The organism is Desulfatiferula olefinivorans (genome assembly GCF_054657895.1).
This window is the reverse complement of record NZ_BAAHXV010000029.1, coordinates 21,047-48,018: the sequence shown is the minus strand read 5'-3', so window position 1 is coordinate 48,018 and position 26,972 is coordinate 21,047. Positions and strand designations below refer to the sequence as shown.

26 protein-coding genes and 1 tRNA gene are annotated in these 26,972 nt (G+C 58.2%); 7 read left to right on the top strand and 20 right to left on the bottom strand.

Annotated features, from left to right (window positions below):
- Positions 1-34: 34 nt before the first annotated feature.
- The 13 genes from ACYQ11_RS17110 to rpmF form a co-directional block, all read right to left on the bottom strand.
- Complete coding sequence (locus ACYQ11_RS17110; protein ID WP_459925032.1) at positions 35-655, bottom strand: MBL fold metallo-hydrolase; 621 nt, start codon at positions 653-655, stop codon at positions 35-37.
- Between the two features lie 11 nt (positions 656-666).
- On the bottom strand, positions 667-1,095 hold the full coding sequence (nusB, locus tag ACYQ11_RS17105) for a transcription antitermination factor NusB (protein WP_459925031.1): 429 nt from the start codon (positions 1,093-1,095) through the stop codon (positions 667-669).
- A gap of 15 nt (positions 1,096-1,110) precedes the next feature.
- Entirely contained in the window at positions 1,111-1,575 is a 465-nt protein-coding gene (ribH, locus tag ACYQ11_RS17100; protein ID WP_459925030.1) for a 6,7-dimethyl-8-ribityllumazine synthase, read from the bottom strand.
- Between the two features lie 43 nt (positions 1,576-1,618).
- Positions 1,619-2,833 (bottom strand): bifunctional 3,4-dihydroxy-2-butanone-4-phosphate synthase/GTP cyclohydrolase II, encoded by a 1,215-nt coding sequence (locus ACYQ11_RS17095; protein ID WP_459925029.1) that lies wholly within the window; start codon positions 2,831-2,833, stop codon positions 1,619-1,621.
- 80 nt (positions 2,834-2,913) lie between these two features.
- The gene (locus tag ACYQ11_RS17090; RefSeq protein ID WP_459925028.1) at positions 2,914-3,579 is read right to left on the bottom strand and encodes a riboflavin synthase; all 666 of its coding nucleotides are present in this window, start codon (positions 3,577-3,579) and stop codon (positions 2,914-2,916) included.
- A gap of 18 nt (positions 3,580-3,597) precedes the next feature.
- The gene (gene ribD, locus ACYQ11_RS17085; RefSeq protein ID WP_459925027.1) at positions 3,598-4,719 is read right to left on the bottom strand and encodes a bifunctional diaminohydroxyphosphoribosylaminopyrimidine deaminase/5-amino-6-(5-phosphoribosylamino)uracil reductase RibD; all 1,122 of its coding nucleotides are present in this window, start codon (positions 4,717-4,719) and stop codon (positions 3,598-3,600) included.
- A 27-nt stretch (positions 4,720-4,746) separates the two neighbouring features.
- On the bottom strand, positions 4,747-5,202 hold the full coding sequence (nrdR, locus tag ACYQ11_RS17080; RefSeq protein ID WP_459925026.1) for a transcriptional regulator NrdR: 456 nt from the start codon (positions 5,200-5,202) through the stop codon (positions 4,747-4,749).
- Positions 5,199-5,675, bottom strand: coding sequence for a deoxycytidylate deaminase (locus ACYQ11_RS17075; protein ID WP_459925025.1), 477 nt, complete (start codon positions 5,673-5,675; stop codon positions 5,199-5,201). The genes nrdR and ACYQ11_RS17075 overlap by 4 nt, the downstream gene beginning before the upstream one ends.
- A 3-nt stretch (positions 5,676-5,678) precedes the next feature.
- On the bottom strand, positions 5,679-6,932 hold the full coding sequence (locus ACYQ11_RS17070; RefSeq protein WP_459925040.1) for a serine hydroxymethyltransferase: 1,254 nt from the start codon (positions 6,930-6,932) through the stop codon (positions 5,679-5,681).
- Between the two features lie 151 nt (positions 6,933-7,083).
- Positions 7,084-7,542, bottom strand: a complete 459-nt coding sequence (gene rpiB, locus ACYQ11_RS17065) for a ribose 5-phosphate isomerase B (RefSeq protein WP_459925024.1) — start codon at positions 7,540-7,542, stop codon at positions 7,084-7,086.
- Positions 7,543-7,652: 110 nt separating this feature from the next.
- Positions 7,653-7,883: an acyl carrier protein gene (gene acpP / locus ACYQ11_RS17060; RefSeq protein WP_459925023.1), complete on the bottom strand. Its 231-nt coding sequence runs from the start codon at positions 7,881-7,883 to the stop codon at positions 7,653-7,655.
- Between the two features lie 16 nt (positions 7,884-7,899).
- Positions 7,900-8,646: a 3-oxoacyl-[acyl-carrier-protein] reductase gene (fabG, locus tag ACYQ11_RS17055; RefSeq protein WP_459925022.1), complete on the bottom strand. Its 747-nt coding sequence runs from the start codon at positions 8,644-8,646 to the stop codon at positions 7,900-7,902.
- Positions 8,647-8,737: 91 nt separating this feature from the next.
- Positions 8,738-8,920, bottom strand: coding sequence for a 50S ribosomal protein L32 (rpmF, locus tag ACYQ11_RS17050; RefSeq protein WP_459925021.1), 183 nt, complete (start codon positions 8,918-8,920; stop codon positions 8,738-8,740).
- Between the two features lie 281 nt (positions 8,921-9,201).
- Between rpmF and gltX the strand changes: the two genes are divergently transcribed.
- A complete protein-coding gene (gene gltX, locus ACYQ11_RS17045) occupies positions 9,202-10,605 on the top strand; it encodes a glutamate--tRNA ligase (RefSeq protein WP_459925020.1) in 1,404 nt (467 codons plus the stop codon).
- A gap of 69 nt (positions 10,606-10,674) precedes the next feature.
- On the opposite strand, the gene ACYQ11_RS17040 is transcribed toward gltX, so the two are convergent.
- A complete protein-coding gene (locus ACYQ11_RS17040) occupies positions 10,675-11,904 on the bottom strand; it encodes an NADH:flavin oxidoreductase/NADH oxidase family protein (RefSeq protein ID WP_459925019.1) in 1,230 nt (409 codons plus the stop codon).
- Positions 11,905-12,199: 295 nt separating this feature from the next.
- Between ACYQ11_RS17040 and ACYQ11_RS17035 the strand changes: the two genes are divergently transcribed.
- Positions 12,200-13,945: a helix-turn-helix transcriptional regulator gene (locus ACYQ11_RS17035; RefSeq protein ID WP_459925018.1), complete on the top strand. Its 1,746-nt coding sequence runs from the start codon at positions 12,200-12,202 to the stop codon at positions 13,943-13,945.
- Between the two features lie 406 nt (positions 13,946-14,351).
- Here the strand turns inward: ACYQ11_RS17035 and ACYQ11_RS17030 are convergent.
- The 5 genes from ACYQ11_RS17030 to ACYQ11_RS17010 form a co-directional block, all read right to left on the bottom strand.
- Positions 14,352-14,427 (bottom strand) — tRNA-Val (locus ACYQ11_RS17030).
- Positions 14,428-14,481: 54 nt separating this feature from the next.
- Entirely contained in the window at positions 14,482-15,699 is a 1,218-nt protein-coding gene (locus ACYQ11_RS17025) for a hypothetical protein (protein WP_459925017.1), read from the bottom strand.
- Between the two features lie 22 nt (positions 15,700-15,721).
- Positions 15,722-16,705, bottom strand: a complete 984-nt coding sequence (locus ACYQ11_RS17020; RefSeq protein ID WP_459925016.1) for a polyprenyl synthetase family protein — start codon at positions 16,703-16,705, stop codon at positions 15,722-15,724.
- Positions 16,695-18,026: a 30S ribosomal protein S12 methylthiotransferase RimO gene (rimO, locus tag ACYQ11_RS17015; RefSeq protein ID WP_459925015.1), complete on the bottom strand. Its 1,332-nt coding sequence runs from the start codon at positions 18,024-18,026 to the stop codon at positions 16,695-16,697. The genes ACYQ11_RS17020 and rimO overlap by 11 nt, the downstream gene beginning before the upstream one ends.
- 8 nt (positions 18,027-18,034) lie before the next feature.
- Positions 18,035-18,856: a crotonase/enoyl-CoA hydratase family protein gene (locus ACYQ11_RS17010; RefSeq protein ID WP_459925014.1), complete on the bottom strand. Its 822-nt coding sequence runs from the start codon at positions 18,854-18,856 to the stop codon at positions 18,035-18,037.
- A 166-nt stretch (positions 18,857-19,022) separates the two neighbouring features.
- Here ACYQ11_RS17010 and ACYQ11_RS17005 point away from each other — a divergent pair, with 166 nt between their 5' ends.
- Positions 19,023-20,042: a tRNA dihydrouridine synthase gene (locus tag ACYQ11_RS17005; protein WP_459925013.1), complete on the top strand. Its 1,020-nt coding sequence runs from the start codon at positions 19,023-19,025 to the stop codon at positions 20,040-20,042.
- Between the two features lie 39 nt (positions 20,043-20,081).
- Here the strand turns inward: ACYQ11_RS17005 and ACYQ11_RS17000 are convergent, their stop codons facing one another.
- Positions 20,082-21,716, bottom strand: coding sequence for an ABC-F family ATP-binding cassette domain-containing protein (locus ACYQ11_RS17000; protein WP_459925012.1), 1,635 nt, complete (start codon positions 21,714-21,716; stop codon positions 20,082-20,084).
- Positions 21,717-22,252: 536 nt separating this feature from the next.
- Between ACYQ11_RS17000 and ACYQ11_RS16995 the strand changes: the two genes are divergently transcribed.
- The 4 genes from ACYQ11_RS16995 to ACYQ11_RS16980 all read left to right on the top strand — a co-directional run bounded on the left by ACYQ11_RS16995 (position 22,253) and on the right by ACYQ11_RS16980 (position 26,970).
- Entirely contained in the window at positions 22,253-23,374 is a 1,122-nt protein-coding gene (locus ACYQ11_RS16995) for a quaternary amine ABC transporter ATP-binding protein (protein WP_459925011.1), read from the top strand.
- Complete coding sequence (locus tag ACYQ11_RS16990) at positions 23,374-24,213, top strand: ABC transporter permease (RefSeq protein WP_459925010.1); 840 nt, start codon at positions 23,374-23,376, stop codon at positions 24,211-24,213. Before ACYQ11_RS16995 ends, ACYQ11_RS16990 begins: the two co-directional genes overlap by 1 nt.
- Positions 24,214-24,258: 45 nt before the next feature.
- Entirely contained in the window at positions 24,259-25,113 is an 855-nt protein-coding gene (locus ACYQ11_RS16985; protein WP_459925009.1) for a glycine betaine ABC transporter substrate-binding protein, read from the top strand.
- Between the two features lie 798 nt (positions 25,114-25,911).
- A complete protein-coding gene (locus ACYQ11_RS16980) occupies positions 25,912-26,970 on the top strand; it encodes a hypothetical protein (RefSeq protein ID WP_459925008.1) in 1,059 nt (352 codons plus the stop codon).
- Positions 26,971-26,972: the final 2 nt, after the last annotated feature.

The following is a 26,972-nucleotide window of genomic DNA, read 5'->3' as shown; positions in this document are numbered from 1 at the left end:
ATCGTTCACATGAACAGCGCGTGCCCGTTTTGGTTTACTGCAGAAAGGGATTGAAGCGTTTCTCACTGCCGATGAGGGTGGCCGGACCGTGGCCGGTGTAGACCTTCATCGTATCCCCTAAGGGAAACAGCTTGGTCCTGATGCTGGTGATCAGGGTGTTGAAATCCCCGCCGGGGAGATCCGTCCGTCCAATGGACCCCTGGAACAGGGTATCGCCGGCAATGACGAAGTCCTCGGCCGCAAGGGCGATGCCTCCCGGTGAATGGCCGGGGGTATGGAGAACCTTAAGGCTCTGCTCGCCGAAGGTGATCACGTCGCCGTCGTTGAGCAGCCGGTCGGCCGGAGGCGAATTGTCCATGCGCATGCCGAAGGACATGGCCATTTCCCTGAGATGACCGAGCATGGGGGCGTCTTTGGCGTGAATGAGAATCTGGGCGCCGGTCGCTTCTTTCAGGCGACGGTTGGCCCCCACATGGTCGAAGTGACCATGGGTGTTGATGATATATTCCAGCGTCAGCTTGTCCCGGGTCAGGGCCGAAAGAATCCGGCCCCCCTCGTCTCCGGGATCGACCACCGCCGCCTTCCGGGTTTTTTCACAGCCGAGAATGATGCAGTTTGCGCCGATGGGGCCGACGACCAGTACGTTGACGATCACAGGAACCTCCCTTATGGTGCCTTGGTGGATTGTTGTTTGTCGATGTCGATGGAAATGGCGTCGAGCACCCCGTTGATAAAGGACCCGGAGTCCGCCGTGCCGTATTTTTTTCCGATATCGATGGCCTCGTTGATGGTGACCTTGGCCGGAATGTCCGGGCAGAACATCAGCTCGTACACGGCGATGCGGATCACGTTCCGATCCACCCCGGACATGCGGGACAGTTTCCAGTTGCTGGAAAAGGCCTCGATCTTCCGGTCAATGGCCGGAAGGTGGGCCAAGGTGCCCCGAACCAGGCTCTCAAAAAAGGGCTTGATGTCTTCCGACGGCTCGAAATTGATGCAGAACAGCTTATACGCCTGATCCTGCTCATTTTTGCCCATGTCGATATAATAAAGAGCCTGCATGGCAAGTTCCCGGGAACTGCGCCGATATCCCATATGATCTGAACTCCCCTATACCATCGGCATCAGGTTGGCCATTTCGATGGCGGCGACGGCCGCATCCCAGCCCTTGTTTCCGGCCTTGGTGCCGGCACGCTCGATAGCCTGCTCGATGGTGTCGGTGGTGACGACCCCATAGATCACGGGGATCGACGACTCCATGCTGACCATGGCCACCCCTTTGGTCACCTCGGCGCACACGTAGTCAAAATGCGGCGTGGCTCCCCGGATCACGGCGCCCAGACAGATCACGGCGTCGTAACGCCCCGTGGCCACGGCTTTTTTGGCCAGAAGGGGGATTTCAAAGGCCCCGGGGACCTTGATGATGTCGATGGCGCCGTCATCGGCACCGCTGCGGACCAGGGCATCCACGGCCCCGCCGGTCAGGCGCTCCGTGATGAAGTCGTTGAAACGGCTGACCACGATGGCGAATTTCTTTCCCTGGGCGTTCAGGGTGGATTCAATGATATTGGGCATACTATCGTCCTTATTGTTACGGGATTAAATCAGATCAGGCGCATCACTGTTTTTTTTCTACTTTCAGAATATGGCCCATTTTCAGTTTCTTGCATTCCAGATATCCGATGTTGTGCTTGTTGGTCGGTACCTCGATGGGGCACTGCTCGACCACGGACAGACCGTAGCCTTCCAGCCCGATCATCTTCTTGGGGTTGTTGGTCATCAGCCGCATTTTCCGTACGCCGAGGTCCACCAGCATCTGGGCGCCCACACCGTAGTCCCGCATGTCGGCGTCGAATCCCAGTTTTTCGTTGGCCTCCACGGTATCGTATCCCTGGCGCTGAAGTTCGTAGGCCTTGAGCTTGTTGACCAGGCCGATCCCCCGGCCTTCCTGGCGCAGATACAACAACACGCCGGCCCCTTCCTTGTCGATCATTTCAAGGGCCTTGTGCAGCTGATCCCGACAGTCGCATTTCATGGACCCGAAGATGTCCCCGGTCATGCACTCGGAATGGACCCGGACCAGAACGGGTTTTTCCGGATCGATCTCTCCCTTGACCAGGGCGATGTGGGTCAGGTTGTCCAGGTCGTTTTCATAGGCGATGATCCGTACCTCGCCGCCGAACTTGGTGGGGATCATGGTTTCGGCGGCCACCCGGACAAAGGATTCCTTTTTCATCCGGTATTCGACCAGGTCGGCCACGGTGCAGATGCCGATGCCGTGTTCTTCACTGAATTTTTCAAGAGACGGCATCCGGGCCATGGTGCCGTCGTCGTCCATGATTTCACAGATCACCGCCGCAGGCTTGAGACCGGCCAGCTTGGCCAGATCCGTGGAGCCTTCGGTCTGGCCCACGCGGACCATCACCCCGCCCTTGCGGGCCCGAAGGGGGAAAATATGACCGGGCCGGGCCAGATCCGAGGGTTTGGCTCCGTCGGCAATGGCGGTAAGGATGGTGGTGGCCCGATCGGCCGCCGAAATCCCGGTGGTCACCCCTTTTTTGGCTTCAATGGACACGGTGAAGCCGGTTCCGAACTGGGAGGTGTTGTCGGACACCATCAGGGGAAGGTCCAGGGCGTCGCACATCTCGCCGGACATGGGCAGGCAGATCAGGCCCCGCCCGTATTTGGCCATGAAATTAACGGCTTCGGGCGTGACGGCTTCGGCGGCCATGGTCAGATCGCCTTCGTTTTCCCTGTCTTCATCATCCACGAGGATGACCATGCGTCCCTCTTTGATGTCTTTGATCGCCTGTTCGATGCTAATGATTGGCATGACGTGCAAACTCCTATAGATACGTAACGGGCCGGCCCATGGCCGGCTGACGGACAGGTTTTTCCTTCTCCTTGGGCGGATCAGAGAAAGCCTGCTTTCAATAAAAACGCCTTATCAAGGCCTGACGCCGTCCCCTGCGGGGCGGCGGAACCGGACGCCTGCCCGGTCACAAACTTTTCCACATATTTGCCGATCAGATCGGTTTCGACGTTCACCCGGTCCCCGGGCTGTTTGAATCCGATGCTGGTAATCTTGGCCGTGTGCGGAATGATCGACAGTTCGACGGCATCCGCAGTGAGTTTATTAATAGTAAGACTGATTCCGTCGATGGCAACCGATCCCTTGACGATCATGTACCGCAAAAGCTCAGGGCTAAGGCCGACGGTCACGATGACGGCGTTGCTCAGCACCTGTTTGGACCGGATCACCCCGACCCCGTCGATATGGCCGGACACCAGGTGGCCGTCCAACCGGTCCGAGAGCCGCAGGGCCCTCTCCAGATTGACCCGGTCGCCGATGCGGGCCTCGCCGAAGGTGGTTTTCGACAGGGTTTCCGGTGCCACATCCACCTCGAAACGACGGTCGCTCAGACTCACCGCCGTCAGGCAGGCCCCGTTGACGGCGATGCTGTCCCCGATTTTCACGGCCGTCAGATCAAACGCGGCTTCGATGGTGAACCGGGAGCCCAGACCGGCGGGACGAATGGCCCGCAGGGTTCCGAATCCTTCGATGATGCCTGTAAACATGCTTGCCTTGCTCCCCTTCTATTGGCTTTCGGACCGGGCCGCATCGGCCTCGATCACCAGATCCTCGCCCCGCCTGTGGACGGTCATGTGGGTGAGGGCGATGGCGTCCTTCATCCATTCCGGTCCCGGCCCCCGGCAGACCGGGGCCCCGTCGTCGCCGCCGAGCAGTTTCGGGGCGTAAAAGGCGATGACCCGGTTCACGATTCCGGACCGCAGGGCCGAGGACAAGACCCGGCTGCCCCCTTCGATGAGCACGCTGGACAAACCCATGGCCCCCAGCCTGACCATCAGGGCGTTCAGGTCAATTTGTCCGTCTGCGAGCGGCGATTCGAGCACCGTGACACCCCGGGCCGTCAGGCGTTCTTTCTTCGCCTGAAGCGCTCCGGCCGCCCTGTCTATCGGACCGCAAACGACGATGGTATCAGAATCGGAGTCAAGGTGCAAGATCCCGGCCGTCTCGGGAATACTCAGCCGACTGTCCAAGACGATGCGGCGGGGATCCCGGCCCCGCATGCCCTCGATGCGGGTGGTCAGGCTGGGGTCATCGGCCAGGATCGTGCCGAGTCCCACCAGGATCCCGTCCACCAGGTGACGGATCTCATGGACGTAGGCCCGGGATTCGGGGCCGGACACCCATTTGGAATCCCCCGTGCGGGTGGCGATGCGGCCGTCCAGGGTGGCGGCGTACTTGACGATCACGAAGGGCCGCCGGGTGGTCACATGATGAATGAAAATTTCGTTCTGTTTGCGGGCTTTGTCTTCGCAGATCCCGCTGCGAACCGTGACGCCCGCGGCCCTCAAAACATCGGCGCCCCCGGATGCGACGGGGTTGGGATCGGCCAGGGCCATGACCACCTCGGCCATACCGGCTGCGAGAATCTTTTGCGTGCAGGGGGGGGTTTTCCCGGTGTGGTTGCAGGGTTCGAGGGTCACGTAGAGGGTGGCGCCCCGGGCCTTTTCACCGGCCTCGTCGATGGCGTAAACCTCCGCATGGGGTCCGCCGTAGGCCCTGTGATACCCCCGGCCCACCACCTCGCCGCCCCGGACCACCACGGCGCCGACCATGGGGTTGGGTGAGGTGTAGCCCCGTCCTTTTTCAGCCAGGGCAAGGGCCATTTCCATGTAATGTTCGTCGTTCATCCGATTTTCTTTTCGCCGCCGTCCGGGTTACTTGGTGGTCAGAAGGCTTTTGAGTTCCTGCACGAAATCGTTGACATCCTTGAACTCCCGGTACACCGAGGCAAAACGCACATAGGCGATATCGTTCAGGTTGTGCAGCTTTTTCATCACCCGCTCGCCGATGACCTGGGACGAAATCTCCTTTTCACCGGTTTCCCTCAGATCCCTTTCCAGATCGTCGAGAAAATCCTCGATGACATTCACGCTGATGTCGAGCTTTTCACAGGCCCGAAAGATGCCCGCCTTGACCTTCTCCCGGTTGAAATCCTCCCGCCGTCCGTCTTTCTTGACGATCATGACGGAGATTTTTTCCACGTGCTCGTAGGTGGTGAACCGCTGGCCGCAGACCAGGCATTCCCGGCGCCTGCGGATCACATGGCCGTCCTTGCTGAGCCTGGAATCGATCACCTTGTTGTCAAGTTCCGAACAAAATGGACATTTCATGACGCTCCCCCCTCACCGCCGTCGACCTTGATCACCGCCAGACCGGCCTCGGTCATCATCTCACCGGACAGGGCATCGGCATATCCCGATTTGTAGTAAATGGTTTCAATGCCTGCGTTGATCAGCATCTTGGCGCAGATAGAGCAGGGAAGATTGGTGCAGAACAGCGTGGATCCCTTGATCGACACCCCGTAGTATGCGGCCTGGATGATGGCGTTCTGCTCGGCGTGGATGCCCCGGCAGAGTTCGTGCCGTTCTCCGGAGGGGACATTCAGCTGCTCGCGCAGGCATCCGGTTTCGGCGCAGTGGCGCACCCCCGAGGGAGCGCCGTTGTAGCCGGTGGACAGAATCCGTTTATCCTTGACCAGAATCGCGCCCACAGCCCGCCTCAGACAGGTGGACCGCCGGGCCACAAGCTCGGCGATATCCATGAAATACGTGACAAAGGACGGGCGATCGGCGTTCCGGTGCATGGTTTATCCTTTCATGTCGGTGAACAGGGGAAAGGCCCGGCAGAGATCCCGGACTTTTTCCCGGATGGCGGCGAGGGTCTGGTCATTGTCCCTGAATTTGATGGTGTCGTGGATCAGGTCGGCCACCAGATGCATTTCCGCCTCACCCATGCCGCGGGTGGTCAGAACCGGCGTGCCCACGCGAACCCCGCTGGTGACAACCGGGCCCCGTTTGTCGTAAGGGATCACGTTCTTGTTGGCCGTGATGCCGGCCCGGTCAAGCACGAGTTCGGCTTCTTTGCCGGTGATGCGCCGGTTGGACAGGTCAATGAGCATCAGGTGGTTGTCCGTGCCGCCGGACACCAGTTCGAAGCCCCGGTCCTTGAGGGCCTGGGCCAGGGTTTTGGCGTTTTTCACGATACCTTCCTGGTAGGTCTTGAATTCGGGGGTCGACGCTTCCTTGAGGGCAATGGCCTTGGCGGCGATCACGTGCATCAGGGGCCCGCCCTGGATGCCGGGAAAAATCTGTTTGTTGATCACCGGCGTCAGATCCTTGCCGGAGACGATCAGCCCGCCCCGGGGCCCTCTCAATGTCTTGTGGGTGGTGGTGGTCACGATATCGGCATAGGGCACCGGATTGGGATGAACCCCGCCGGCGATCAGCCCGGCAATGTGGGCCATGTCCACCATCAGGTAGGCGCCCACCGACGTGGCAATGTCCGAAAAAGTTTTGAAGTCCAGGAAACGCGGATAGGAACTGGCCCCCACCACGATCATTTTCGGCCTGTGCTCCTCGGCCAGGGCCCGGACGTTGTCGAAATCGATCATGCCCGTATCCCGGCTGACGCCGTAGTGTTTGAAATTGTACAGCTTGCCCGAGAAGCTGGCCGGGCTGCCGTGGGTCAGATGGCCGCCGTGGGTCAGGTCCATGCCGAGCACGGTTTCCCCGGGATTGACCAGCCCGAACAGGGCCGCCATGTTGGCCTGGGAACCGGAATGGGCCTGGACGTTGGCGTAGATCGAACCAAAGACCTCATTGGCCCGCGTGATGGCGATGGATTCCACATCGTCGACAAAGTGACAGCCCCCGTAGTATCGCTTCCCCGGATACCCTTCGGCGTATTTGTTGGAAAGAACGGAACCCATGGCCGTCATGACCGCCGCGCTGATCACGTTTTCGGAGGCAATCAGCTCCAGGTTGTTCTGCTGCCGGTCAATTTCGTTTTCAATGGCCGCTGCGATGTCGGGATCAACTTTTCTGATATAATTCAAATTCACCATTTCACCATGTTCTTTTCGTTAGATTGTCCGGATCAACCCGAAAGGAAGAGCAAAAACGGTCACAGACGGTTTTTGGCCATTCCTTCGGGGATGATCGCCCACGGCGTCGACCCGGCGGATTCCCGTCGACGCCTCCATGTCGCCTGAATCACAGGATTTCGAACATCCGGATCCGCTCCAGGTGACGCCCTCCGTCGAAGGGCGTCTCCAGCCAGGTCTGAACCAGATCCAGGGCCAGGGCCTCTCCGATCACCCGGGCGCCCATGACCAGAATGTTGGCATCGTTGTGCTGCCGGCTCATCCGGGCGGAAAAGGATTCGCTGCACAGGGCCGCACGCACGTTGGGGTAGCGGTTGGCCACCATGGACATGCCCAGGCCCGTCCCGCAGATCAGGATGCCGCGTTCGTTTTTGCCCGCAGACACGGCCGAGGCCACCGCCTTGCCGAAATCGGTGTAGTTGACCGATTCGGGGCCATGGGTTCCCACATCGGTCACCTCAAGACCCCGGCCCTCGAGGTACGCGACCACCTTGTTTTTCAGGAGGTAGGCCGCATGGTCACATCCGATGATTACGGGACTGCTCAGTGACAGTGCCTTGTCCGTCATGACGAAACTCCCATCGCGCAGACAGAGCCTGTCTGCCGCAAAAATAACACAGGGCGGGAAGATCCCACCCTGAAAATCAAATCATGTGTCTTCGATGAAACAGGGTTGAATCAGACCCGGGTTTCGAGAAAATCCAGCACGTTCTTGACGGTCTGAAGTTTTTCGGCCTGGTCATCCTCGATTTCGATGTCGAACATGTCCTCCATGGACATGATCAGCTCCACGATATCCAGGGAATTGGCCCCCAGATCCTTGACAAAGTGTGCGTCGGGCACGACGTCTTCGATGCCGACCTTCAGTTTCTGGGCGATGATTTTCTTGACTTTGTCTTCAATCGACATGGTATGTCTCCTTCATTTATATATACATGCCGCCGCTGACATGGATCACCTGGCCGGTCATGTAAGCCGCCCGATCCGAGGCCAGAAATGCGACCACCCCGGCAACGTCGTCGGCTGTACCGGCCCGTCCCAGGGGAATCTGTGAGAGAATGCTGCTGCGTGCCGCCTCGTCTATGGCTCCGGTCATATCGGTGTCGATGAACCCCGGCGCCACGGCATTGACCGTGATGTGTCGCGGGGCCAGTTCCCGGGCCAGGGACTTGGTCAGTCCGATCAGTCCGGCCTTGGCGGCCGTGTAATTGGCCTGGCCCGCATTACCGGTGACCCCCACCAGGGAGGTGATGTTGATGATCCGGCCGGAATGCTGCCCTATCATGGTGCGGGCGGCCGTCTTGGCGCAGAGAAAGGCGCCTTTCAGGTTCACGTCCATCACCTGGTCCCAGTCCGCTTCCTTCATGCGTGCGATCAGGCCGTCCCGGGTGACCCCGGCGTTGTTGACCAGAACATCGATCCGTCCGTTTTCATCGACCACGGCTTTGAAAAACGCCTTGACCTGTTCTTCGGAACGGACATCGACCCTGACGCTTCGGACCTCACCGCCTTTGAGGCGAACGGCATCCTCCGTTTCCGCGGCGGCAGCCGAGGCGGATGCGTAGTTGAACCAGACGACGGTACCGGGTTCGGCGAATGCCAGGCATATCGCCCTGCCGATTCCGCGGGACCCTCCGGTGACGACCACCGTGCGTTTGACCTGATCCGGCATCGTGTTTCCTGTGACCTTGGTCATGAAAAGAACAGCGTGCGTCTCTTATGCGGGGCGGCGCTGCGGCCCACCGGCATCGAGAGCGCCCGGACTAATCTTCGTCCACGGACAGGACGTCGCGGCCCTTGTATTTCCCGCATGCCTTGCAGGCGTGGTGCATGAGTTTGGGTTCGCCGCATTCGGAGCAGGTGGACACGTTCGGTGCGGTGGTTTTCTGATGGGTACGTCTCTTTCGGCCCACGGATTTGGAGGTCCGTCTCTTTGGTACTGCCATGAAAAATCTCCTAACTATTTTAAATGTCTAATAATTTGAATAATTTCAAATAGTCGCGTTAACCGTCCTTATTTATTTTATTTCCTTGTGATTGTCAAGAATATTCACCGGGTTGGATTTTGACCTCTTGTGATTCACCAAGCGATATGCTATGTGAGACCCACAATCGCCGGGAATACCGGCGGGTTGCTTGGATAAAAACCCGGGTGACGCTTTCCCCTTTGTGTACAGAGCGGGAGCCCCCCGTTTCACTGTTTTTGACACCAAAAAGGGACAAGCCCATGGATCAGATCATCACACGATTTCCGCCGAGCCCCACGGGGTATCTCCATGTGGGAGGAGCGCGGACGGCCCTTTTCAACTGGCTGTATGCCCGAAACACCGGGGGAAAATTCATTCTGCGCATCGAAGATACCGATGCGGTCCGCTCGACCCGGGAATCGGTGGAGGCCATTTTCGATGCCCTGACATGGCTGGAAATCGACTGGGACGAGGGCCCCTTTTTTCAGACCCGCCGCTACGACCTGTACCGGGAATACATCCAAAAACTGGTGGATTCCGGTCATGCCTATTACTGCACCTGCACGCCCGAAGAAATCGATGCCATGCGGGAAAAAGCCATGGCCGTGGGCGCCAAGCCGCGCTACGACGGACGGTGCCGGGAGCGCGGGCTGCCCTGTTCTGAAAACGCCGTGGTCCGGATCAAGGCGCCCCTTGCCGGCACCACCGTCATCGAGGATGTGGTCAAGGGCCCCATCGTGTTCCAGAATTCCGAACTCGATGATTTTATCATCCAGCGCAGCGACGGCTCGCCGACCTACAACCTGGCCGTGGCCGTGGACGATATCACCATGGGCGTCAATCTTGTGCTCCGGGGCGACGATCATGTGAACAACACCCCCAAGCAGATGATGATTTACAAGGCCCTGGGCGTTCCCCTGCCGGTTTACGGCCATGTGCCCATGGTTCTGGGCAGCGACAAGACCCGCCTCAGCAAGCGCCACGGCGCCATGTCCGTCTCCGAATTCCGCGAGATGGGGATACTCCCCGATGCCATGATCAACTACCTGGTCCGCCTGGGCTGGTCCTACGGTGACCAGGAATTTTTCACCCGCAAGGAACTGATCGAAAAATTCACCCTGAAAAATATCGGCCGCTCGGCGGGCGTGTTCGACCAGACCAAGCTGCTGGCCCTCAACGCCGAGCATATCAAGGCGGCGGATCCGGCCGAACTGGCCCGGCTTCTGATGCCCTTTCTCGCCCGCATCGGCTGTGAACCCACGGACATGGGCCAGGTGGAAAAGGCCGTGAAAACCCTTGTCACCCGCAGCAAGACCCTGGTGGAAATGGCCGAAGGGGCCCGATTCTATTTCACGGACATCGACGCTTACGACGACAAGGCCGTTGAGAAATGTTTCAAGGAACCGGCCGCCGACATCCTTCGCCGGATCATCGCCGCCCTCGAGCCCCTTGCCGCCTTTGACGAAAAAAATCTGGAAGACGCGTTCAAGGCCGTGATGGAGGAGATGAATCTGGGGTTCGGCAAGATTGCCAATCCGGTCCGTGTGGCCCTGTCCGGCAAAAACGTCAGCCCGGGTATGTTCGAAATGATGGATGTTCTGGGCAGGGATCTGTGTCTTGACCGACTGAACAAGGCCCTATCCTTCGTGGATGCCCTGGCCTGACAGCCCTGTTCCGATGCGTCTGCCGGGGCTTGTTTGGGTCGCCCCCGGCAGACGCATCACCCTCGTTTCTCAGGCCCGACGACGCTTGAAAGCCATTGCTCCCATATTCTTCAAAATACGGAAAACGGTGAGATAGACGTTTTCACGGGGCCTGGGGTCACGGCCCTCGCCCAGATACCGCATCTGATTTTCGTACCACGTGATTTCCAGCATGGTCACCCGGTCCAAAAAGGCAAGGCCCGTGGTCAGGGGACGGACCGTGCTTTCCCAGGGCTCTCCGGCCAGCACCTTTTCGCTCAGCTCGGGATCGACCACCAGCGGCCGTCCGATGCCCACCATGGCGATGTTGGCATGGGTCATCGCGTCCGCCATGGTCGACGCGTTCCGGAACCCGCCGGTCAGAGCGATGGGGGTGTCGACCGCCGCCACGGCCTTTTCCGCAAAATCGATGAAAAAGGGTCGGGCGTCCTTGGCGCTTTTGGCTCCGCCCATCATCGCCGGGGCCTCGTAGGTCCCCCCGGAAATCTCGATCAGATCCACCCCTTCGGCGGACAGGGCCCGGATCACGACCAGAGCGTCGTCCTCCGAAAAGCCCCGGTTTCTGAAATCCGACGAGTTCAATTTGACGGATACGGGAAAATCCGCTCCCACCTCGATGCGCACGGCCCGGATGATTTCCAGGAGAAAGCGCATGCGGTTTTCGATGGATCCGCCCCAGTCGTCGGTCCGCCGGTTGAACCGGGGGGACAGGAACTGGCTGACCAGATAACCGTGTGCCCCGTGGATCTGGACCCCGGTAAACCCGGCCTGCCGGGAAAGGCCCGCCGCCCTTGCGAACCGGGCGATGATGTCCCGAATATCCCCATCACTCAATTCCCGCGGCGGGTTGAACACATGCCTCAGGTCCGAGGTGTAGGGAATGGCCGAGGGGGCCACGGGTTCGGGAGAGAGGAAGGCGGGAGACTGTCGTCCCGGATGATTCAATTGAACCCAGGCATGCGTGCCGCCGATCGTTGCACTTTCCGCCCAGCGACGGAGCCCATCCAGATGCCGGTCGTCTTCGAGTACCACGTTTCTCGGTTCGCCCAGGGCCCGCCGGTCCACCATCACGTTGCCGGTCAAAAGAAGCCCTGTTCCGCCCCGGGCCCATCGTTCGTAGAGGCGAAACAGCGCGGGCGTGGGCCCGTGGCCCTTGTCGCCCATGATTTCACTCATGGCCGATTTCATGATGCGGTTTTTGATGACGGCCCCGCAGGGCAGGGTCAGAGGCTGGTTGAGAATGGCTGTATCGGCGTTCATGTCCATGGCGGTTCCCCCACATGTGATTACCTGCGCGCGCCCGTCGTCTCGACATTTGACGCGACCCAGGGTTAAAAGATTGATTTTTTTAAAAAGGCGACCCTTTTTTTTGTCGGATGTCTATGCTAATACATCCCAGGCGATCGGCGCAAGCCCCTTTTATCCGGCCTCAATCCGATTTTTTTTTGCCCATGGCCAGAACGCCGTTCATCATCATGCATCCTGTTGATTGAACAAATACACATTCCAGCCGCAGCGAAACGTCGCACAGGCTGAAACGCATAGAGGAAAACCGATGAACTCACTCCGTCAATGGTGGTCCGGCCTGGACCGGCGTGCTCTGACCATCGTCGCGGCCACGGGCTTCACCGCCCTGACCATTTGTTTCGTTGCCCTTCTTTTCCTTTATCCCTACAGCCGGCTGGATCGCCCGGCCGACTTCATCGATCTGGCCGGATCATGGACCATGTCGGCGGACGACCGGCCCGAATACAAAGACCCGGATTTTGATGATTCGTCCTGGGAAACCGTGACCCTTCCCGGCTCCTTCATCGAACGGCAAATCGCCCTCACCGGTCGCCATGAAGGCGTATGCTGGTTCCGCAAACGGATTCGAATCCATGACTCCCTCACCTTCATGGATCTGGGTCTGATTCTCGGACGCATCGCCAATGCCGACCAGACGTTTTTCAACGGCGAGCGCATCGGAGAGACGGGCCTGTTTCCCCCCGATGAATTTTCCATGTGGAACCATCCGCGGAGCTACCGCATCCCAGAGAGGATCATCCGACCGTCCTCGGACAATCTGCTGGCGATAAGGGTCAGCTATGACAACATCGGAGACATTCGGGGCAAGCTGTTCATCACCGATCCGGCCGGCTGGAACAGCTACCGGGCGAGCGACACCTACACCCAGGTCATCATGGGGTATGTGACCATCGCCATGGGCGCGGCCCTGCTTCTGATTTTCCTGTTTTTCTTTGTCCGCCGTCCCGAATACGGGGAATACCTGTTTTATTGCCTTCAACTGATTTTCGGGCTTCCGGTGGTGCTGGAAGTCTGCAACCTCTGGCCGGTCTATCCGTCCAACGATTTCCGTTTCCTTCTGCTGGGGTTCGCCTGGGTGGCCCTCAACGTGGCCCATCCGATCTTTCTCCACCGGATCTACGGTTTCAAACGCGTCACGGTTGAACGGGCGCTCTGGGCCTACCTGGCTCTGATCCTGTTTATCGGCGTGGTGCTGACCACGCCGGATAAAATCCGGTTTCACGGCCTGCTGCTGATCGTCTCCGCCCTTTGCGTGGGCTTCTACAACTTTTCCTGCCACATCACCGCCCTGATCCGCAAAAGTCCCTATGCCCGTCTGTTCAGTTTTTTCGGCGTCACGGTGGTGCTTTGCGCCATCCATGACGGGTTCGCGTATCTTGAAAAATTCTGCGGCCTCTCCGTTTCGTTTCTTGGATACACCCCCGAAACCATGGTGTTTCACGTCGGCGCCATCTTCCTCTACACCGGGACGGCCCTGGTTCTGGTCACCCGGTTCATCACCGTGTCCGACGAGGTGGAAAGCCTCAACGAAAGCCTTGAAAATTTCATCATCGAAAACTCCCTGCTCAGTGAGAAACTCGAAAAAACCCTGAGCAAGCGGCCCGCCGTTTCCATTACCGGCCTGGCCGAGGAAAAGCTCAAGACCGTGATTCAGTTCATCAACGACAATTACCTGGACGAAATTTCCCGGGAGGATCTGGCCAACACCGTGGGCGTTCACCCGGACAGCCTGGGCAAACAGTTCAAGAAATACACGGGTCGTAAACTGGGGGATTACATCTACGAGCTTCGGATCAACGAGGCGGCCCGCCGTCTCCGGGAAGAGGACACCAACATCATCGACATCGCCTTTGACGTCGGATTTGAAAGCGTCCGCACCTTCAACCGGATCTTTCCCAAATTCATGAACACCACGCCGAACAATTACCGGAAGATTCACCAGGAAAAACGGGGGGGGCGGAACGACGCGGACGATGGCGACCGGAGCGTCTGATCCTTCCAAAAAAAATCCGGGTTGCCGTCCTGAGGTAATTGGGGGGAATCTTGTGCCACAAATTGGGGGAATGGCATAGATTAACTCAGAAGGCAACCCGGAAATCGAATGGCGTGACTGATTCCCGAAGGATGCTCGAATCCTATCCGAAAACCGAAACGCCTGTCTGGCCACCTGCCGAAAAATCTTGACCTGACTTTAAATGACAAAAAAAGGCGCGCCCTTTGATCTTTTTCTGACTTTGACACAGACGAAACCGAACCCAAAAACGACCCCGCTCCAAGCGGGCGGGTCTTGGCTCGTTTTTTTCCCTTAGGCGTTTTTTGCACGTCAAGGGTCGGGGTGCCACCCTGAGCTGCGCAATAAAAAAAGGCCCGCGGACATCCGTGGGCCTTTTTGTTTTTCATGGTAGGCACGACCAGACTTGAACTGGTGACTTCTACCGTGTCGGGGTAGCGCTCTACCAACTGAGCTACGCGCCTGTGAAAATGTTTCGAACAAATAGCAAACAGGACCGGGCCTGTCAAGCAAAATGACTAGGGGGTCATGATATTCCCGGCCGTTGAAACCATGTCCAGACGGAGATGATCCCGGCGAACCTCGGAGATGCTCAGACCAAAGGTATCGAAGGTTTCGGCCATCAGGGCCTTGGCCAGCGTCTTGCCGTTGCCGACATAGTCCACGACGATGGTGGCGGTGTCTTTCTGTCTTTCCCGCTGCTTGACCCGTTTGACACCGGTCAGGGAGGCGATTTTCCGGCTGAGGCCGGGATAGTTCATCAGAAAATCGGCCCCGCCGATCACCACCTCGATCATGGTCGGTTTGTTTTCCTCTTCTTTCATGGCCGTGGTGACGGCGGCGGCCAGATCGTCGGCGGCCAGTCGGGCGGCTTCGGCGATCGCCTCGCGTCCCCCCTGGCCCTCATCGTCATGTACCGTCACGGCCTTCTGAAGGACCGATCCGATGCGCTCGCCGGTATCGCTCCGATAGACGGTCAGAGTCACAAGTCCGGTAAATGTCCGGGCGTCGCCCATGGTGTTGGCCGCCTGTTCAGCCAGAGCCGTTCCCGTGACAAACACGTCCGCCCCGGCCGAGCGGGCCAGGGCCAGGGCCTGTTCCCTGGACAGCACATCGCCCGGACGTTCCGTTGAAACAGCCGGCACGGAGATCTTCCGATGGGCCAGGACCTCAAACCCTTTTTTTGCGAGATGTTGGGTAAGGGTGGTATCGGAAACCGTTTTCACATGGGACATGCCGCCGCCCCACCAGTACTGGGGCGTCAGATCATCAAAATTATTTTCGGAAACCATCAGAAGCAGCTTGTAACGGTTTTCCGGATCAACCACAATACCGGCCTGAACCAGACCCGATCTGATTCTGGCCGTGGACACCGTGGCATCGAGCATCACCTTGTACGTGCTGTTCAGGCGGGCTTCAGCAAGAACCCGGTAGCCCTGGATAAAGCGGTCGGTGTTGTCGTGAACCAGTGCACTGACCGCAGAAAAATTGGACACCAGGAGCTTTCCGGGCATTTCAGACAAAAGGGCCGTTTCGACGGCCGCAATCAGCGCGGCGGCAACGGCCTGGTCTTTGGCCCCGGAGGTGTTTTCATCGACGATGGGCGCCGTGCCGACCACGCGGACGCTCTGGGTCGAGGCGGCCGGTGCGGCCCAAACCGTTTGAGTGATACCGGCAACAAGAACCGCCAGGGCGGCCGGAATCAAAGCGGAAAGCATGCGTGCGGAAATAGTCAAGGACCGGTCCTCCTTTCTGAAATCAGGCGTTGCGGACAAGGGCGTAATCCGCAAGAAGTTCAAGGATCATACGCGGCCGGGACGGCTCAAACCGTTCAAGGGCGGCTTTGGCCCGACGAACATGGTCTCCGGCCAGGCGGCGGGTATACGACAGCCCGCCGTAATGATCGAGCAAACGGATAAAACGCTGAAAGGTTTCGACATCGAGATCAGATGTCCCCATGAGACCCTCCATCCAGAGACGATCGGCCCGGTCGGCTCGGGTCAGGGCGTAAATGATGGGCAGGGTCAGCTTGCCCTCACGCAGGTCGGCACCGACGTTCTTGCCAAGGGTGGCCGTGTCGGCCGTGTAATCCAACAGGTCGTCGGCCATCTGAAAGGCAAGGCCCAGACTCTGCCCATAGTCGGTCAGGGCCGCTTCCCGATCCGGATCGGCCCCGGAAAGGAGGGCGCCGGTCAGGCAGGCACCACGGATCATCACGGCGGTTTTCCGGTCGATGACGTCCATGTATTCGGCTTCGGACAAATCCAGACGCCCTTTATTGGCCAGCTGCTGAATCTCGCCCTGGGACATGTCCTCGGTAATCTTGGCGATGACGGCGATGACCCGGGGCAGACCGGTCCGGGCCGCCAGGGACAGGGACCGGGCCAAAAGAAAATCACCGGTCAGAACGGCCTCGGCAGGACCGAACACCGTGTGGGCCGACGGCTTCCCGCGGCGAACGGCCGCCACATCCACCACATCATCGTGGATCAGGGTGGCGGCATGCAGGTACTCGAAAAGGACGGAAATCGAGACGGCTTCAGCGGAAAAATCGCCGCAGATCCGTGCGGAAAGCAGCATCAGCAAGGGACGCAGCCGTTTGCCGCCGGCAAAAAGAATGTGACCGGCAATGGACTCGACCAGGGGATAATGGGGCGAAAGATGGGCGACCAGGGCCTCTTCGATCAGGCGAAGGTCATCCGCAACCAGGGCCTTGATCCGATCTTTGAGATCAGTCGACATGGCATTCTCCGGACAAATCGTATTCATGGGCGTCGGTGATGGTCACCCAGACCATATCCCCGATGCGCAGGTCATCCGCATAGACAAAGGTCATCCCGTCCACCTCCGGGGCCTGGAACTCTGTCCGGCCGAGATAAAGCCCCGGCTCGGGCGCCTCTTCGATCAGCACCCGGCAGACTCGCCCCAGATGGTCCTGATTAACGGAAAGGGAGACACGGGCCTGGGCCTCCATGATCCGGTCCGCCCGCTTCCTAGCGGTTTTCTCCGTTACCTTGGCATCAAGGCCGTGGGACGGCAGGTCCTCGGCATCCGAATAGGTAAACACCCCCAGATGGTCGAACCGGACCTCGTTGATAAACGACAGCAGGGCGTTGAAATCCTGAACGCGTTCGCCGGGAAACCCGGTGATCAGGGTGGTGCGCAGCGCGGCCTGGGGGCACAGACGCCGGATCCGCGCGAACAGGTCCAGAAGATCCCGGCGGGAGTACCCCCGCCCCATGGCCTTGAGGATCGGATCTGCGGCATGCTGAACGGGAACGTCGAAATAGGGACAGACCTTGTCCAGACGGGCCACCGCCCGGATGACATCGTCATCGAGGGTGTCGGGATACGCGTAAAGCAGCCGTATACGGAAATCGCCGGGAAGGGCGTTCAGCCCCTCGAGGACGGCGGCAAGGCTCACCCGGGGATCGAGATCCCGGCCGTAGTCGGTGGTGCTCTCCGCCACCAGGTTGATTTCCCGGATTCCGCGGCCGATCAAATCCCGGGCCTCGCAAAGAATATCCTCACGGGACCGGCTCCGGTAGCGTCCACGGAGTCGGGGAATGATGCAGTAGGTGCAGTGACGGCTGCATCCCTCGGCGATCTTGAGGTAGGCCGTATGCGTCGAGCTCGGCACCCGGGCCAGGGCGGACTTGTCCGGAGACAGGGCATTGGGATCGGGAAGAACGCAGGTCTCGTCGGGAAAATCCGCAAGACGCCTGATGTATTCGGTGATCTCAGGCACCGCACCGGTCCCCAGGAAAAGATCCACTTCCGGAAGGGCCAAAACGATATCCCGGCCGTAACGCTGGGGAAGGCAACCGGTGACCACCAGGCGCTCACACTGACCGGTCTTCTTGTACTCGGCCAGAGCAAGAATGGTATCGATGGACTCGTCGGCGGCCGAGGCAATGAAGCTGCACGTGTTGACCACGATCAGCCGGGCGGCCGCAGGATCATCGACCAGAACCCACTGTTCGTTGACCAGACGGCCGAGCATGTGCTCACTGTCCACCAGATTCCGGGCGCAGCCCAGGCTTTCGAGATAAACCGTCTTCATCGATGCGTCTACTTCCCGGTGAATTTGGGCTTGCGCTTTTCAGCAAAGGCCGTAACCGCCTCCATCAGATCGTGGGAGGGAATGATATTGGAACTCATGGCCGCCACGTACTTGAGGCCGTCGTCGACGGATTTTCCCACGCCATAGTTGAGCACGTCTTTGGAGGCCTGCACGGCCAGGGGGGAATTGTCTGCAATCTCCATGGCCATGGCTTCGGCGGCGGCCAGCAGGCTGTTCTGGTCCTCATAGACCTCGTTGACCAGAAGGATGTTCTTCGCCCGCTCGGCGTCGATATTTTTCGCGGTATAGGCCAGCTCCCTGGCGATGCCCTGGCCCACAATCAGGGGAATCCGCTGGAGAACACCCACGTCGGCCACGAACCCCACGGCGGCCTCCCGCAGGGAAAACACCGCATCTTTGGAGCACAGACGGATATCACAGGCGGTGATCATGTCCAGACCCGCACCGATGCAGTAACCGTGAACCGCCGCGATGACCGGTTTGCGGCAGCGTTCGATGCAGGTCATGGTTTCCTGGAGGGGATAGATTTTCCGGATCAGCTGCCATTTCACGCCGCCCTTCTGTTCGCTGTCGAGCAGTTCCGGCAGTTCTCCGATCATGCCCATCAGATCGATGCCCGCGCTGAAGCTGGGACCTTTTCCGGCCACGATCACGGCGCGGATGTCCGGATCGTTGCTCAGATCGTCGAATATACCCGGGAGTTCGTACCAGGCCGGTGGATTCATCGCGTTTTTCTTTTCAGGACGATTTAGCCAGACCCAGGCCAGGGGCGCTTTTTTCTCTACCATATAAAATGTATGATCACTCATCGTGTTTCCCCATATGACGTTGATATGAATTAAAATAGACGCCCACTATAATACAGCGCGCGCCATAAGGCAATCGGTTAAGTTTCGGCCCCGGCGTGATAATTGTCTTGCCTGATCGGCCCCGCCGGGGATAGGATGCGCTTTTTTCACTGAAGGAGAACGATCTGTGACGGATGTCCGTGCGTTGATTGACAAACCCCTGGCCATCGGCGGGAAAACCATCAAAAACCGGCTGGCCCTGGCCCCCATGGCCACGGTGGGCAATGTGGCGTTCCGGGAGAGGGTGGCCCGGTTCGGCGGCTGCGGGCTGATGTTCATGGAAATGTGCAACGCGACCCTGGTTCCCCACGAAAACCGCCGCACCTCCATCACCTTCCGCTGGCGAAACGAGGAGCTGGACACCCTGGTCTGCCAGCTGTTCGGATCGGATCCCGAGGTCATGGCCCGGGCCGCCCGCCGTATCGAAGCCGAAGGGTTCTTCGGCGTGGATGTGAACTTCGGCTGCTCGGTGTCGGTGATCTGCAAAAAAAACTGCGGCGCCGCCCTGCTCAAGGATCCCGACCGGGCCGTGGCCATTGTGTCGGCCATCCGCAAGGCCGTGTCCATTCCCGTGTTCGCCAAATTCCGTACCGGCTGGAGCCCGGACCCCGACCCTTCGGTTCGCCTGGCCAGGCGCCTCGAAGATGCCGGAGCCGACGCCCTAACCTTCCATCCCCGGGTGGCTCCGGACCGACGGGGCCGCGCCCCCCGATGGGATCACATCAGGCGGGTCAAGGAGGCCGTCGCCATCCCCGTTTTCGGCAACGGCAATGTGTTTGACTCAGCCGACTGCCGGCGGATGATCGAGGAAACGGGCTGTGACGGGGTGGCCTTAGGCCGCATCGCCCTGGTCAAGCCCTGGATATTCGCCACCCTCACCCGGGGATTCGTTCCGGAGAAAGACGCCTATCCCCGGTATCTGCTGGACTTTCTGGACGGCCTTGAGCACCATTTCGACGACCGCACCGCCCTCAAGATGTTCAAGAAGAACGCCATCTATTTCGCCGCCAACCATACCTTCGGTCATGCCATCTGGTCCCGGCTGATCAGGGCCGACGACACCGCTCAACTGAGAAAAAACATCCGGGCCGTCTATGCCGACTTTCCCGCCCTGTCCCCCCGGCCCAATCTCAACCTGATGGTCTGATCGACGTGACCCTGCGCCGAGACCCGGTCGGGACAGTGTTTATTTCCGGCCCTCCGTCTCGCGCATCTTGCTCTGGTAGTAGGCGTAATCGCCTTCGTAGACGATCATGTCGCCGTGGTCGATGGCGAAAACCCGGGTGACTAAGGAGCGGAGGAAGTGGCGGTCGTGGCTGACGATGACCACGGTGCCGGGAAAGCGGATCAGGGCGTCGAGCAGAACCTCACGGGCCAGGATGTCCAGATGGTTGGTGGGTTCGTCGAGAATCAGAAGGTTGATGGGCCGGGCCAGGAGGGTGGCCAGAACCACCCGGCTTTTTTCGCCGCCGGACAGCATGCCGATGCGCTTGTCCACCGTGTCGCCGGAGAAAAGAAAGGCGGCGCAGAGGTTCCGCACCACGCCGATGTTCGCCATGGGGATGGCGTCCTGAACGGTTTCGAACACGGTTTTGGCCGGATCGAGGATGTCCATGGCGTGCTGGCTGAAATACCCTGCGGTCACATTGGCTCCGATGGTGACGGTGCCGACCGTGGGTTCGGTTTCACCGGCCAGGACCTTGAGGAAGGTCGATTTCCCCGCCCCGTTCACGCCCACCACGGCAACTTTCTCACCCCGTCGGATCATGCCCGACACCCCGCCGAACACGGAGGTATTGCCGCCGTCGGGACGGGGCCAGGTCTTGCCCATCGCGTTCATGGCAATGACGTCGTCGCCGGACCGGGGCGGCTCGGCAAACTGGAAGACCATGCGTTTCTGCTCGGGCGGGATCTCGATGCGTTCGATCTTTTCGATCTTCTTGATCCGGGACTGGACCTGGGCCGCGTGGGAGGCCCGGGCCGCGAACCGTGCGATGAATTCCTCTTCCTTGGCCAGCATTTCCTGCTGGCGACGGTGGCTGGCCAGAAGCTGTTCGCGGCGGATTTCCCGCTCTTTCAGGTAGAAATCGTAATTGCCGCCATAGACGGTCACGGTGCGGTTGGCCACCTCCACGGTCCGGGTGGCCAGACGGTTCATGAAATCATGATCGTGGCAGGTCATCAGCACGGCTCCCTTGAATTCGCCGGCCAGCCAGTTTTCCAGCCAGACGATGGATTCCACATCCAGATGGTTGGTGGGCTCGTCGAGCAGCAGCACATCGGGCATCACCGTCAAAATCCGGGCCAGGGCGATACGCATTTTCCAGCCGCCGCTGAAGGACTCCACGGGCCGCTGATGGTCCGCAGGCCCGATGCCCAGACCGGTGAGCATGGCCTGGGCCCGGCTTTCCAGATCATAGCCGCCCCGATGCTCGAATTCCTCCACGGCGTTGCCGTACCGTTCGAGAAGATCGGCCATGGCGTCGTCGTCCATGGGTTCGGCCATGGCCGCCTCCATGGCCTGAATGGCCTCACCCAGGCGGACCACCTCTCCGGCCGCCGCCATCACCTCGCCTAAGGCACTTCGCCCCGACATCTCCCCCACATCCTGGGAAAAATACCCGATGCGGGTCTGTTTGGCACAAATGATCTCCCCCGCGTCAGGATGCTCCTCGCCCACGATCAGGCGGAACAGGGTGGTCTTCCCCGCCCCGTTGGGACCGACCAGCCCCGTGCAAGTGCCGGGAAGGATCTGGAAGCTCGCGTTGGTGAACAAAACCTGGGATCCGTGCTGCTTGCTGATGCCGTTCAGATGAATCATTGTCTTTTCCGCTTCGTTGTCTCTCATGAAAAAGGGCAGCCCTATCACAGACCCCGGTATCCGGGCAAGCGGATTCTTGTTTAGGCCATCGGTTTTCAGAAAACAACAGGAAACCGCCAAACACTGTTTCCATGTATCATGAACCGCCTATATTCATTCTCTTTATGACGCTTGAGTTGAATCATATTGAGTAATTAAAATATAGCATATCGGTTATTCTTTAAAAAAGAATAAACCATTTGATAAATATCACAATCTATTATATAAACGTAAAATGTATTTTCTGAGATATATGCCTCATTGACAGAGCACGCATCCTGCCGTCATCACTTCGTGTCAGACTAATTTCAGCATATCCGTTTTTTTATCTATCTGACCGGCGGGCTGACTGGCGGGTGTTTCAACCGACGGGGTCGATATTCATGGGCAAATGTCGTCAGGCAAACCATTAAAACACACAGAGGGCTATGAAACCGAAAATAATCGTTGAAAACCTTTTCAAAATATTTGGGAAAAATCCTTCACGGGCCATTTCCATGCTCGAAAAAGGTGAATCCAAAGATTTTATTCTTGAAAAAACCGGTCTCGGGGTCGGCGTGAACAATGCCGGCTTCGAGGTAAATGAAGGCGAAATCGTTGTGGTCATGGGCCTTTCGGGAAGCGGCAAATCAACGCTTGTAAGATGCCTGAACCGTCTGATCAATCCCACCCGGGGAAAAATCATTGTGGACGGCATCGACGTTGCGAGCCTGGGCGCGGAACAGCTTCGCCAGGTCAGGCAGAACAAATTCGGCATGGTCTTTCAGAATTTCGCATTGTTCCCCCACCGGACCGTGTTAGAGAACACCGAATACGGCCTTGAAATAAAAGGGGTGGACAAAAAGACCCGTCAGGAAAAATCCATGGAAGTCCTGGAGCAGGTGGGGCTGAAAGGCTGGGAAGCATCCTATCCGAGCCAGTTGAGCGGAGGGATGCAACAGCGTGTTGGCCTTGCCCGTGCGCTTGCCCTCGATCCGGACATCCTTCTGATGGATGAGGCGTTCAGCGCTCTGGATCCCCTGATCCGGAAAGATATGCAGGATGAACTGATCGAACTTCAGTCCAGATTGAACAAGACCATCATATTCATCAGCCACGATCTCGATGAAGCGTTGAAACTCGGGGATCGCATCATCCTGATGAAAGACGGCGCCATCGTCCAGATCGGAACGCCGGATGAAATCCTGTCCAACCCGGCCACACGCTATGTCCAAAAATTTGTGGAGGATGTGGACATGACCAAGGTCCTGACCGCCGAGTCGGTCAAACGAAAAACAACCGATGTCGGGACGCTGGGCCAGGATGGTCCGAAATCTCTGCTCCGAAAAATGGATAAAGCCGGAATTTCGTATATTTTCGTTATCACCAAAAACCACTCGTTTGTGGGGATGGTAACCGATGAAGATGCGTCAGAGGCGGCCAAACGTGGGGACACCTCCATCGAATCGATCATCCGACGGGACATCAAAACCGTTTCACCGACAACACCGGCTTCAGAGCTTGTCGATATCATGAAAGACATCCCCCACCCCCTTGCCGTTGTAACGGATGAAGGCAAATTCACCGGCGTCATCATCCGCGGCACGCTCCTTTCAGCGCTTTCACACGGAGGAAACTGATGCAGTTTGATATACCGAAACTTCCTGTGGGACAATCCATAGAAGTCATCATTGATTTTTTAGTCGAGCATTTTTCCGTACTGACGAATGTCATCTCGCATATTACGGAAGCAGGCATCAACCTTTTGATCAAGGTCATGCTTCTCCCGCCACCGTGGTTGTTCATCATCCTGATCACCGGGACCACCTTTGCCATCTCAAGAAAAAAAGGACTGTCCCTGTTCACCCTGATCGGTTTTTTACTCATTCTAAACATGGGCTTATGGAACGCAACGATAAGCACACTGGCTCTGGTCTGTGTGGCAACCCTCATCACCATCGCCATCGGCTTCCCCTTAGGTATCCTTGCGGCACTGAACGATACGGCCAATAAAATCACGATGCCGATTCTGGACTTCATGCAGACCATGCCGGCCTTTGTCTATCTGATCCCGGCCATCCCCTTTTTCGGTCTCGGAAAGGTGGCTGCCATTTTTTCCACCATGATCTTTGCCATGCCACCATCCATAAGACTTACGGCCTTAGGCATCCGTCAGGTTCCCCGGGATCTTATCGAAGCAGCCGATTCTTTTGGTTCCAACAAATGGCAGAAGCTGGTCAAACTCCAGATCCCCATTGCCACGCCCACGATTATGGCCGGAATCAACCAGACGATCATGCTGGCCCTGTCCATGGTCGTCATCGCCGCCATGATCGGTGCCAAGGGTCTGGGCGGTGAAGTCTGGAAAGCCATCCAGCGGCTTCAGCCCGGCAAAGGATTTGAAGCGGGCCTGAGCATTGTCATCGTCGCCATTGTTCTGGATCGTCTGATGCAATCCCTCGGTCACACCAGGAAATAATATGCTTTTACATATCTTTAAGACCTAATAAAAAAGGAAAACGCCATGACACGATCAAACCATCTCATCGTCGCCATCATCCTGACAATGACACTGATGCTCGCCGGCAACGCTTTTGCCGAAAAGAAACCCACCGTTCGAATCGCCTATGTTGAATGGTCCTGCGCCACGGCAAGCTCAAACGTCGCCAAGATCATCATTGAAGAAAAACTGGGCTATCCCTGTGAGCTGTTGTCCGTCTCTGCGGCAGCCATGTACCAAGCCCTGTCCATCGGCGATGTGGATGCCATCACCACCGCATGGCTGCCGGTCACCCACAAGGATTATATGAACAAAATCAAAGCCAAGGTGGAAGACCTTGGACCAAATCTCAACGGTGCGAAACTCGGGCTTGTGGTGCCCAACTATGTGACCATTGATTCCATTGAGCAGCTCAATGCCAATGCAAAAAAATTCAGTAACAAAATCATCGGCATCGATCCTGGAGCAGGCATCATGGGAATGGCTGAGCAAGCCATGCCGGCCTATCATCTGAAGGACATGGAACTGCTTGAAGGTTCCGGAGCGATGATGACGGCCATGCTCGGTAACGCCATTAAAAAGAACGAGTGGATTGTCGTCACAGGATGGGCTCCCCACTGGAAGTTCGGTCGCTGGAACCTGAAAATCCTCAACGATCCGAAGGGTATTTTCGGTGCCGAAGAAACCATCAATACCATCGTCCGAAAAGGCCTTAAAAAGGACATGCCGGATGTGTACGCATTCCTGGATGCGTTTGCCTGGACCACGGCTGAAATTGGCCAGATCATGGTATGGAACCAGGATGGTATGGAACCCGAGGCCTCAGCAAAAAAATGGGTCGAGGAAAATCCCGAAATGGTTTCGACGTGGCTTAAATAAACGACCCCGCCGCAAGCGGGCGGGGTATTGGGACAAGAGCAACCGCATGTCGCATTCGTTCACGTGCATGTTCACGCGCACGAGCACGGGAGACCGAAACCGGCTCGACCGGCTCGTCCCACGCCGGTTGCACCCTCTGACAGCGACGGTAAACGTGTCGTCGTCCGCCATCGTGAACGTACGCGTGCTCGTGACCGTAAACGTGACCGTGAACGGCATGAATCTGTCCCGCAGGAAGAGGCCCATGTATTTTATCGATCATACATGCGATTGGATAGGTATTGGGGCTCCTTACCCGTGAGTGACTATACGGCTCAGGCATTCCAGGCGGCAGGAATCTACGAAGCCCTTGTTTCAACACAGCCCCGATCATCGCTGTTTTGTGGCAGGGGTGATCGGATTGATGACCAGAACCCTGTCTGCCGTCTCCAGGCTGTACAGACTCGCCGGCACAAGCAGCACCCAGAGAAGAACCATCAGCTTTTTCATGCCACAGCCCCCGAAGATTTACAGAGTCCCCACAGAATCGAGACCCTGGCTGAAATTGTGAATGGTCGTGTGAGTGTATCGTCTGTCGGCCTCCATTCAAGCCATGGATGTGTGCTAATGCCCGCCAGATTTCCTTCTTCAACGCGACCTGCTTAACGCACTTTCCCAAAAATCACCGTGATTGTCCTCGACCTTTTCAAGGCTGTTGGCATTGTTCCCATCGAAATCGAAATCAATTTCGATTGATTGGATGGGTGGCATGGGATACACACGATGAATCAATGTCAACGATGGGGTGTTGGGAGGTGAATGGGACGAAACACAGTCATAGGGCTTGGGATTCTGATCGTGGTTCTGGCAGGTTCGCAGGCCGGGGCCATGGAGCGGTTTTTTTACACGCCACAGCCTTACGGGTCGGAGGCGCTGTACACGCCCCTGTCCCTTTTTTTCGCCTACACCTTCGATACGGTGCAGCTCAGTGAAAACTTCGACACCCATGACATGAATGAGCGCTGGGACACGGTGATCGACCACCTGAGCGATCCTTTTTCCGCCATCGACGAAGAAGGGGGAACCCGGGCCTTCGTCAACCGCCAGCTCTTTCCCATGGGCGGAGAGCGGACCCGGGACCGTTACGCCATGGTGCCCAATTACGCACTGCATCTGTTTGGCGGCGGCCTGGTGTTCCGCAAGGATGCCGAATACCTCAAGGCCCACGGCTATCCGGCGCCGAAGCTCTGGGCGGCGGCCCTGGCCATGACCGGCGAACTCCTTCAGGAGGCGGTGGAGAAGAAAAGCACCACCGCCGACGACGAGGTGGCCGACGTGCTGATCTTCAGGCCCATCGGCATCCTTCTGTTCAGCAGCGACACCGTGGCCGGATTCATTCAAAGGCGCCTGTCTCCGGCCGTCTGGCCCCACCTTCTGACGGTCGACATCGATGAGAAAACCTGCCTGAACGCCGGGATCAACTACGTGATCCGGCCGGCCTGGTTCGGAACGGACGCCCCCCGGCTGTTTGTCTACATGGGCATGAACAACCTGATCGGCCTGTCCCACCGGATCGATGGGTGCACGGCCCTGTCCTGGGGAGCGGGCCTTTCCACCACCCGGGTGGACCTGTCCCGGGATATCCCGGCCGAGTTCCGGCTGAGCGGCGGCCTGTTTTATGACCGAAACAACAGCCTGCTCTGGTCCGCCATTGTCAACGGCACGGAAAACCTGCGTTTCAGGCTGAACATCTATCCGTTGACCAAGGCCCCCTTCTGGAAATACATGGGCCTCTTTGCGGGTCTCACCGACGACCGAAAGCCGGCCCTGGGCCTGACCTTCATGCTGCCCCTGGGACTGGGCGGGGTGATCCGTTAACG